Here is a 1,555-nt window from a genome sequence, read left to right on the forward strand (position 1 = left end):
AAAATAAGGTACTAAAATATTAGATGATTACACTAGGGGCGGACAGATTTTTATCCATAAAGTAAGGATGTTCAGGCAGGTTATTGGAGTGTCGTCATTTTGGTCATTTGTTATCGCAGCTTTGTTAGTTATTTTTTTTACTCTACCGCAATACAAAGCAATTAATATATTTGCTGCAAAAACATATATGCGAGCATCTTTTGTAGACTTTTATTTGGAATATTACTCCTAAAATATCTGAAGATTCACAGAAGCGTGAGCCAAGGATCGATATATATGACATGTCCATAGATAGGGCATCAAGGAGTGTTAAAGTCGTAACTATCTTAAATACGCCAAAATACAAGCAAGCCTATATGATGCTAAAAAGATATATAGTCAACACCTCGTTACTTGCGGCAGGTAGTGCAGTCTTTCTGGTATTTCTAGTGTTCATGATATGGAGTAAGTTTGGAAAAACTGCAAGAGCAACAAAGCATATCAGCGGCAGCACAATTAAAACTGCATCAGAAGTACAAAAATATCTTAAAAAACATAATTTAATAGGTCAGTTTTACATTGGTGACATGCCTTTAATCAAGAACACCGAAACTAGACATTTCTTAGTTACAGGTAGTACTGGTAGCGGTAAAACTAATCTAATTAATACATTACTGCCCCAAGTAAGGACGGCAAAGCACCCAGCTATCGTAGTAGATCAGACTGGAGAGATGATAGAGCGATATTATGATCCGAGTAGAGGTGATATCATATTTAATCCATTAGATGCTCGTTCTCATTCATGGGATTTTTGGCAAGATGCAACCTCGAATAACGTAGCAATAGGCGAGGTAGATCCAAGACTTGAGAAATTTGCTAAAGTCCTTTTTTCTTTTGATAGACGTAACACAGGAGGGGGCAATGATCAGTTTTGGCAAAATAGTAGTGAGATATTATTTACCTCATGTGTTGAGAGTTTAATCAAAAAAGATTGCCGCACTATTGCTGCACTTAAAAAGATACTTACTAAAGTAAATAGACAGGATTTAGCAAGTTTACTACAAGGAACAAGAGCAGCTAGGTATTTTTCCAAAAACAATACTACTACCGCAGAATCTATTTTGTCCGTTATGACGACCTCGGTCAGACCAATTTGTTTACTGCAAGATAGTAAGCAGCAATTTTCTTTAAAGCATTATTTTCAAAATATTGAAAAAGGTAGTAATAGCTGGCTTTTCTTATCGAGTAGCCCGTCGCAACGTGAAGTGACTCTACCGCTACTTGCCTGCATCTTAGAGCTTGCAGTCTCATATCTAATAGAATCAGGTATCAATGAGCAAAGACGTATGTGGTTTGTGATTGATGAGCTTGCAAGTCTTGGAAGACTCAACTCGCTCTCTTCACTTCTTGCAGAAAGTAGAAAATATGGTGGTTGCGTGATGGCAGCAACTCAGTCTTTAAATCAGCTCTTTGACAAATATGGTCATTATGCCGGCAGTACTTTGTTTGATCAGTTTGCGACTAAATTTATGTTTCGAAGTACCGATCCAAGTACTGCTCGTTTAATTACTGATAT

The 1,555-nt window shown here is 36.9% G+C and carries 1 protein-coding gene; it reads left to right on the top strand.

What is annotated here, in order from left to right:
* Positions 1-281: 281 nt before the first annotated feature.
* The coding region (locus tag A452_RS0107510; RefSeq protein WP_238533859.1) for a type IV secretion system DNA-binding domain-containing protein at positions 282-1,555 on the top strand (1,274 nt) is incomplete at its 3' end.

Origin of the sequence: Rickettsia australis str. Phillips (assembly GCF_000273745.1) — a bacterium.
GTDB lineage: Bacteria > Pseudomonadota > Alphaproteobacteria > Rickettsiales > Rickettsiaceae > Rickettsia > Rickettsia australis.